The following is a 7,662-nucleotide window of genomic DNA, read 5'->3' as shown; positions in this document are numbered from 1 at the left end:
AAGCGGGGCTGCGCCCCTGCTTTTGCCCCTTCAGGGGCGCGGGGAACTGCGCGACAAGCCCCCACCGGGCCCGCAGACCCCGACAACCCTGCCCACCCTCCCCGGGAGGCCCCCTAGGCGTCCGCCCCCACCCCCGCCCCCCGATCCACAGGCAGATGGATCACGATCAGTACAACCGAACTCAGCAAGAACACCCGCATGGCCGCGTCCAGACCGTTCCAGTCCTCCGACTGCCACATCGCGAACCACTCACCCCCCACCGCGAGAAACCCCGCCCCGAAGAGCAGCATCAGCATCAGCAACCCCGCCGTGGACGTCCGCCGGGCCCGCGCGACATCCCGCCGCACCCACTGAACCGTGCCCAGGATCAGCACGAGCGCAGCCACCGTCTCCCACGCGATGATCACGACGTACGCCGCGTCCTGGAGCGCCTTGGACTCGACGGCCCGCCACATCAGGTCGTCGTCCTTGAACGTGGTGTCCATGGCCAGAACATGCTGCACGAACTGCTGGTTGGTGCCGAAGTCGGTGATGTTCCCGAACGCGACAAGCGTGATGTAGAGCGCGACCGTGCCGGTGAGCAGAGTCGCGGTGATCGGTAGGGCCCGTGCTGCCGCCATCCTCAAGTCCCCAAGCTGTCAGGTGTGTTGCGGAACGGAACACCTGACACCAGACACCATCCACGCCACACGGACCACCGATTTTCCGTCGCACCGGCTTCAACCGGCCGTACCGGCGTCACCGCAGCCGGTCGACGTACCGGTCGGTCCCCGGCACCGTGGGAATGAACGGCGCCACCAGTTCCACCCGCCCCAGCCCCGTCTCGGCCACGGGCGCCTCCAGCCCGGTGAAGTACTCCTCCCAGCACTCCCGCGGATCCGCCTCCAGGAACCACAGCAGCGTGAGCCGCGTGTCGACCCCCTCGACCTGCTTCACGTACGTCATGCGGTCGCCGGGCAGCGGGGTCGGCCGGAAGGCCGTGACCATGGCGGCGGGGGAGCCGGCGAGCCGTTTCGGAAGGTGCCGGGACCGCAGCCATTCCAGCAACTCGGCTCGTCCGGAGGCGGATTCGGCGTCGACGACCTGAAGCACCAGCCCCTGGTACGGATGGTCCAGCGCGTGGAAGTCGCGCGGCCCGGCGGCCCCGTCCCGGTACACCGTCGCCTCGTGGTCCTGGAACGCGGTGAAGACGTGCGTACGGTCCTGGTAGACCCGCCCGTCCCTGTTCAGCCGCTTGTTGATGCCGACGGTCCACTTCATGTGGTCGTCGTGGCGGCCGTCCGTGATCCAGTACGTCGAGAGGTAGCACCCGGCGGTGACGGGCTGCGCGACCGCCGACTTCTCGGGCCGGCGCAGCAGTTGGAGATCGCGGGTCGCCACCCACCGCCGCCCCGCGTACATCCAGGGCATCGCCATCGCGCCCGCGTAGTAGTGGTCGTCCTCGTACCACCGGTTGTACGCGTACTCGTGCCCCGGATGCGGTTCCACCATCGTGATCAGGGCATGGCCGGGACGCACCCCGTACGGGCCGACGGCGGCCAGTTCCCCGTACACCTCGCTGCGCGTGTCGTCGAGCATGGCGCTCCCCTTCCACCGCTTCGCGCGCTCTTCCGTCATCTGCCGGACGCCCCTACTCTGACGGACCGTCAGATCGATCGCCAGAGCCGGGAGGGCCGCAATGTCACTGCTCCAGGGCAAGACCGTCGTCGTGTCGGGGGTCGGGGCCGGGCTCGGTCACCAGGTCGCGGCGGCCGTCGTGCGGGACGGCGGGAACGCCGTGCTCGGGGCGCGTACCGAGGCGAACCTCGCCAAGACCGCCGCCGAACTCGACCCGGACGGCGCGCACACGGCGTACCGGGCCACGGACATCACCGACGAGGGCCAGTGCGACGCGCTCGCGGCGCTGGCCCGGGAGCGGTTCGGGCGGCTCGACGCGGTCGTCCACGTGGCCGCCTGGGACAGCTACTTCGGCGGCCTCCAGGACGCGGACTTCGCGACCTGGCAGGCCGTGCTCGACGTGAACCTGCTCGGCACGCTGCGGATGACCCGCGCCTGTCTGCCCGCGCTGAAGGAGCGCGGCGGTTCCGTGGTCGTCATCGGTACGCAGTCGTCCGTCGCCGCCCCCTCCCAGGTGCGCCAGGCGGCGTACGCGGCCTCGAAGGGCGCGCTGACCAGCGCGATGTACTCGCTGGCGCGGGAGCTGGGTCCGGACCGGATCCGGGTGAACACCGTGCTGCCTGGGTGGATGTGGGGCCCGCCGGTGGAGGCGTACGTGCAGTTCACGGCGTACACCGAGGGCGTGCCGGAGGCGGAGGTGCTGGAGCGGTTGACCTCGCGGATGGCGCTGCCCGAGCTGGCCACGGACGCGGACGTGGCGGATGCCGCGGTGTTTCTGGCGTCGGACCGAGCTCGGGCGATCACGGGGCAGTCGCTGCTGGTCAACGCGGGGGAGTTGATGCGGTAGCGGCCACTTGTCCCGTTCGCCTCGTTGATCGAAAACGTTCAGGGACATGAACCGAGGTCAGTAAGCAGAACTATTTTACTCCCCTTTGACCGTACAGGCAGTTGTCGCAGTCATGCCATCGAACCCACGATGAGCGGGCGCTTCACGACCCTGACGATCCTGGGAGAGGGCATATGAACGGTCTCGACTGGGCCGTGCTCATCGGCTACTTCGGCGTGATGGTCGCGATCGGTGTCTGGTCCCACAAACGGGTCGACAACGTGAGCGACTTCTTCACGGCCGGCGGCAAGATGCCGTGGTGGCTGTCGGGCATCTCGCACCACATGTCCGGCTACAGCGCGGTCATGTTCACCGGGTACGCGGCCATCGCCTACACGTACGGCGTCACTTCCTATGTCACCTGGTCCTTCCCGATCGCCATCGGTATCGCGATCGGCGCGAAGGTGTTCGCGCCCCGGCTCAACCGGGTGCGCTCACGACTGCACGTGTCCTCGCCCCTGGAATACCTGAAGAACCGCTACAACCTGCCCACCCAGCAGGCGCTCGCCTGGTCCGGCGTCCTGCTGAAGATCGTGGACGTGGGCGCCAAGTGGGCCGCCATCGCGACCCTGCTGTCCGTCTTCACCGGTGTCTCGCTCAACATGGGCATCCTCATCACCGGCGCGATCACCGCGATCTACTGCACGGTCGGCGGGCTCTGGGCGGACGCGCTGACCGAACTCGGCCAGTTCATCATCCAGTTCATCGCCGGTATCGCGATGCTCGTCGCCGTCATGGCCGAGCTGAACGGCTTCAGCACCCTGTGGAGCGTCTGGGACGAGCCCGCCCTCGACGGCCACACCAAGCCGCTGGCCGGCCCGTACATGATGGTCTTCCTGATCGCGTATCTGTTCATCAAGACCTTCGAGTACAACGGCGGCATGTGGAACCAGGCCCAGCGCTACATGGCCACGGACTCCGCGAAGTCCGCCACGCGCTCGGGCGTCCTGTCCGCCTCGCTCTGGCTGATCTGGCCGCTGGTGCTGTTCTTCCCCATGTGGGTCGCGCCGCTGATCATCAAGACCGACGTACCGGCCGATTCGTACGCGCTGATGGCCGAACACCTGCTGCCGCACGGGCTGCTGGGCCTGGTCATCGTCGGGTTCTTCTCCCACACGATGGCGATGTGCTCCTCGGACGCCAACGCCATCGCGGCCGTCGTCACCCGCGACATCATGCCCGCGGTCTCCCGCAAGGCCCGCGAGTGGGACACCCGGATGGGGCTGCTGGCCGCGCGCTGGGCCACGTTGCTCTTCCTCGGTCTGTCGATGGCCATCGCGACGCAGGTCAACACCGCGTTCTTCGGCGACATCATCACCGTCGTCATCAAGTGGGTGGCCGGTCTGATGGGCCCGATCGCGATCCCGCTGATGCTGGGCCTGCTCCCGTGGTTCCGCAAGAGCGGTCCGACGGCCGCCCTGATCAGCTGGGCCCTCGGCCTGGTCACCTTCTGGCTGGTCAACTACCCGATCAGCTGGAACGTCGACGGCGGGGTCCCGCTCCAGTACCAGGTGTCGATCCCGCTCGCGGTGTCGCTCGTCCTCTACATCCTCATCGGCTACGTGAAGCCGGAGGACACCCCGGAACGGGACGCGCTCATCGCGAAGATCAACAGCGACGACGGCGGGTCCGCCGCCGCGGCGATCCCGACCCCGGCCGGCCCGGCGGACGACGTGGTGGGCGCACCGGTCAAGGACTAGGGCTGAACCGCGCGCACGACGCGTACGTACGACCGAGAGGGTGGCCGCTTCCTGACGAGCGGCCACCCTCTTCCGTACGCGGCGGGAAAGGACGCGCGTCGCCCAGGTGCGTCAGATCCGGGCGGTCGGACCCGGGCGGTCAGGCGCGGGCGGTCAGGCCGGCCGGGACCGGGGTGGCGCCCGTGCCCGAGAGGGCCGCGTAGCCGCGGGGGTAGCGGGCCAGCCAGCCCGGGGACGAGCCCGCCGGGCCGTGCAGGGCCGGACCCTGGGTCATCTCCATCGCGAAGTCGTCGGCGAGGACGAGCATGGTGGGGCGGCCCTCCAGCTCGGCCAGCCAGCCCGGCGGCAGGGCCGTCTCGCCGTGCAGGGCGCCGAGCAGCCCACCGGTCAGGGCGCCGGTGGCACCCGAGGCGCCGCCGTGGTTCACCGACAGGCACAGCCCGTGCCGGGTGTCCTCGCCGACCAGGGCGCAGTACACCGCCGCCGAGAGCAGCTTCTCGGCCGTGCCCTCCCCGGCCAGATCCTCGACCCGCTGCGGCGACGGCATGCCCTGCCGTACGGCCCCCAGGGCCCGCTGGAGCGCCTCGGCCACCTGCTGCTGCCCCGGGCGCGGTGCCAGCAGCTGCAACGCCCGCTGGACGGCCGTGTCGAGGCTCTCGCCGCGCGCGAGACCGTGCACGACGACGGCGTACGCGCCCGCCGACAGGTAGGAGAGCGGGTGGCCGTGGGTCTGCGCCGCGCACTCCACCGCGAGCTGCATGACGAGCTGCGGCTCCCAGCCGACGAGGAGCCCGAAGGGCGCCGAGCGGGTCGCGGCCTCGACGCCCCGCTGGTCGGGGTTCTTGGGCGCGTCCAGGGTGCCCATCGTCTCGTCGCCGAGGCCCAGCAGATTGGCGCGCGCGGGATCACGGCGGGCGTACAGCCACTCCTCGCGGGCCAGCCAGCCGTCCTCCTTGCGCCGCTCGTCCGGGCCCCAGTCGCGCTGGGTGGACGCCCAGCGCAGATACGCCCGGTGCAGGTCCGTCGGCGGATGCCAGGCACCGGTGTCCCGGCGGACCTGGGCCCTGATCAGCCCGTCGATCGAGAACAGGGTCAGCTGCGTGAGATGGGAGACGGCTCCGCGTCTGCCGTACCCGTGGGCCAGATCGGTCAGGCCCTCGGCGCCGTGCGCCGCCCGGATCTGCTCCATCGAGAGGTGGCCGACGGGGGAGCCGAGCGTGTCGCCCACGGCCGCGCCGAGGAGCGTGCCACGCACCCGGCTGCGGAAATCCTGCTGTTCGGCACGGCCCCAGACGGCACCGGCTGTCGCACCCACCGAGGCCTCCCGAGATCCCGATCCGATTCCGTCCGTACGGCCGACAACTCAGCACTGTAATCGAACGGGAACGTTCGGTTGAGAGCCGGATCGGTATGCGAACAGTGGGACGACTGAGCGTGTTTGTCAGCGATCGGTACGCATTTCCGTCGGCGGACCGCGGCGGAGCCCCCGGGAAATGAAGATCCATACGAATGACGACGACTTTCATGCGCAATACCTGCGCAGCATGCGCACAATTGCGGGAGGATCTTCGAGGCGGGCGCGGACAGGGCCGAGCCCCCTCGGCCAGGACGGCGGGCCAGTCGAGAGGGCTCTTTCACGGTGCGTATGCAGTTGTCGACGCAGTTGTTGATCCGGTTGCGTATGCAGTTGTTGATGCAGTTGTCGATGAAGTTGTTTCTTCGGGCGTGGATGACGCGGATGTGGTCGTGCTGTGCGAGGCCTCCGCCGACGTCAGACGGTGCCCCGGCTCACTTCTGCGACGAACGCGTTCCAGGACTCCGCCGGGAAGGCCAGCGCGGGCCCTTCGGCGACCTTCGAGTCGCGGACGGCCATCGCCGCCGTGACGGGGGACTTGACCTCGACGCACGCGCCGTTTCCCTGCGAGTACGAGGACTTCGTCCACGTGTGCGTGACGCCTTGCTTGATTGCCATGTTCACTCCGGTGGCCGGTTGCTGATCAGCTGTCACCGAGTTGCGGGTTCCTTTCGGAACCCACGGTTCGGATTGCGCCAAGGTTGTTCCCCCTTGGCGTGATCGACGCTACTCGCCAACATCGGCGTACGAAGCGACTATTCACTCGACCGGGTGACATATGCCAGCTGAGTCTTCCGCCGGGATAGGAGGAGGGTGTATATTCCCGCCGCCATCCGGCTACCTGCCTCCCCAGCTACCTCAGTGGGCGTAGTCCTTCGCGACATCCGCGATGAACTCCCGCGACTGGTCGGCGTTGAGCGCCTGCGCCCGCAGATGCTCGTACATGACGCTGTACTTCTGGACGTCGTTCGCCTTCTCCAGGTACAGATCGCTGGTGACGCCCTCGATGTAGACCACGCTGGAGTCGGCCGCGTCGGGGAATTCGAGGATGGCGTACTGGCCGCTGACCCCCGGATGGGCACCCATCGCGAACGGGATGACCTGAACCGTCACGTGCGGCACGTGCGACATCTCGACCAGATGCTCCAACTGCTCGATCATCACCTGCTTGTTGCCGACGGTCCTGCGCAGCGCCGCCTCGTCGAGGACGGCCCACAGCCGCAGCGGGTTCTCCAGGTCGGAGATACGTTCCTGTCGACGCAGCCGCACCTGTACGCGCTTGTCGATGTCGCCGGCCGCCGCCTCCGGCAGCGCGCCCTGGATCAGCGCCTCGGCGTACGGACGGGTCTGCAGCAGGCCCGGCACGACCAGCGGGTCGTACACGCGCAGGCTCGCCGCGTCGGTCTCCAGACCGATGTAGACGCTGTACGGGATGTCGCCGAAGGAGTGCCACCAGCCCTGCTGGCGCGAGTCCTTGGCCATCTGCATCAGCGAATCGACGATCCGGACGTCCTCGACCTCGTACACCCCGCACAGGTCACGGACATCGCGCTGGCTGATGCTGCGCCGCCCGTTCTCCAGACGGCTGATCTTCGACTGCGAGACGAGCAGCCGCTCGGCCACCTCTTCGGCCGTCATGCCCTTGAGCTCCCGGAGCCTTCGCAGCTCCTGGCCCAACCGGCGTCGCCTGACGGTGGGATTGACGTTGGACGCCACGGGACGTGCACCTCCGGCTGCGGACTGCCTGTACTTTGCGTATCTGCTGTTGAGCAGATTGCCACCAAGGTGCTTGCTACCGCTGGGAAACAGCGGATATGCAGTGCGTACGCGCCACTTGTCGCCACCTCACGCCACCTGCCGCCACCTGGTGGCGGATATGACGACAAGCGACGATGGGCGTACGCATCCACGGACATGCGTACAGGGGGCGTACGCACTGGGGGCATGCGTACGGCGGGACATTGCGTGATTGCGTAGGGGGGACGTGCGGACATGCGGACGCGCGGGGCGGCGGGCCGTGTCGTCGTCCGGACGTACGGCCCGGCGCCCCCCCCGGCCCCGCGGCGCCCCAAACGCCTGATGGGGACTGCCGGTCGGCGCAGACG

The 7,662-nt window shown here is 68.8% G+C and carries 7 protein-coding genes; 2 read left to right on the top strand and 5 right to left on the bottom strand.

Annotated features, from left to right (window positions below):
* Window positions 1-113 precede the first annotated feature (113 nt).
* Window positions 114-620 carry a DUF2165 domain-containing protein gene (locus ACFVH5_RS43125; RefSeq protein ID WP_385839156.1) on the bottom strand — a complete coding sequence of 169 codons (507 nt, stop codon included), beginning with the start codon at window positions 618-620 and terminating at the stop codon, window positions 114-116.
* Window positions 621-738: 118 nt separating this feature from the next.
* Window positions 739-1,578, bottom strand: a complete 840-nt coding sequence (locus ACFVH5_RS43120; RefSeq protein WP_385839155.1) for a hypothetical protein — start codon at window positions 1,576-1,578, stop codon at window positions 739-741.
* Window positions 1,579-1,678: 100 nt separating this feature from the next.
* Here ACFVH5_RS43120 and ACFVH5_RS43115 point away from each other — a divergent pair, with 100 nt between their 5' ends.
* A complete protein-coding gene (locus ACFVH5_RS43115) occupies window positions 1,679-2,464 on the top strand; it encodes an SDR family oxidoreductase (protein ID WP_385839154.1) in 786 nt (261 codons plus the stop codon).
* 173 nt (window positions 2,465-2,637) lie between these two features.
* Complete coding sequence (locus ACFVH5_RS43110; RefSeq protein ID WP_385839153.1) at window positions 2,638-4,203, top strand: sodium:solute symporter family protein; 1,566 nt, start codon at window positions 2,638-2,640, stop codon at window positions 4,201-4,203.
* A gap of 139 nt (window positions 4,204-4,342) precedes the next feature.
* Here ACFVH5_RS43110 and ACFVH5_RS43105 read toward each other — a convergent pair whose 3' ends face one another.
* The 3 genes from ACFVH5_RS43105 to ACFVH5_RS43095 form a co-directional block, all read right to left on the bottom strand.
* Window positions 4,343-5,518, bottom strand: a complete 1,176-nt coding sequence (locus ACFVH5_RS43105; protein WP_385839152.1) for an ADP-ribosylglycohydrolase family protein — start codon at window positions 5,516-5,518, stop codon at window positions 4,343-4,345.
* Window positions 5,519-5,974: 456 nt separating this feature from the next.
* Window positions 5,975-6,175, bottom strand: coding sequence for a DUF397 domain-containing protein (locus tag ACFVH5_RS43100; RefSeq protein ID WP_366784109.1), 201 nt, complete (start codon window positions 6,173-6,175; stop codon window positions 5,975-5,977).
* A 240-nt stretch (window positions 6,176-6,415) separates the two neighbouring features.
* Window positions 6,416-7,273, bottom strand: a complete 858-nt coding sequence (locus ACFVH5_RS43095; protein WP_107015496.1) for a helix-turn-helix transcriptional regulator — start codon at window positions 7,271-7,273, stop codon at window positions 6,416-6,418.
* Between the last annotated feature and the right edge of the window lie 389 nt (window positions 7,274-7,662).

The sequence above is a fragment of the Streptomyces sp. NPDC127119 genome (assembly GCF_042677425.1).
GTDB lineage: Bacteria > Actinomycetota > Actinomycetes > Streptomycetales > Streptomycetaceae > Streptomyces.
This window is presented reverse-complemented; position numbering and strand designations above follow the sequence as displayed.

What these genes read in the sequence shown, in the direction of transcription:
- ACFVH5_RS43120 (WP_385839155.1), bottom strand. Translation starts at nt 1,578, where the DNA reads ATGCTCGACGACACGCGCAGCGAGGTGTACGGGGAACTGGCCGCCGTC.
- ACFVH5_RS43110 (WP_385839153.1), top strand. Translation starts at nt 2,638, where the DNA reads ATGAACGGTCTCGACTGGGCCGTGCTCATCGGCTACTTCGGCGTGATG.
- ACFVH5_RS43100 (WP_366784109.1), bottom strand. Translation starts at nt 6,175, where the DNA reads ATGGCAATCAAGCAAGGCGTCACGCACACGTGGACGAAGTCCTCGTAC.
- ACFVH5_RS43115 (WP_385839154.1), top strand. Translation starts at nt 1,679, where the DNA reads ATGTCACTGCTCCAGGGCAAGACCGTCGTCGTGTCGGGGGTCGGGGCC.
- ACFVH5_RS43125 (WP_385839156.1), bottom strand. Translation starts at nt 620, where the DNA reads ATGGCGGCAGCACGGGCCCTACCGATCACCGCGACTCTGCTCACCGGC.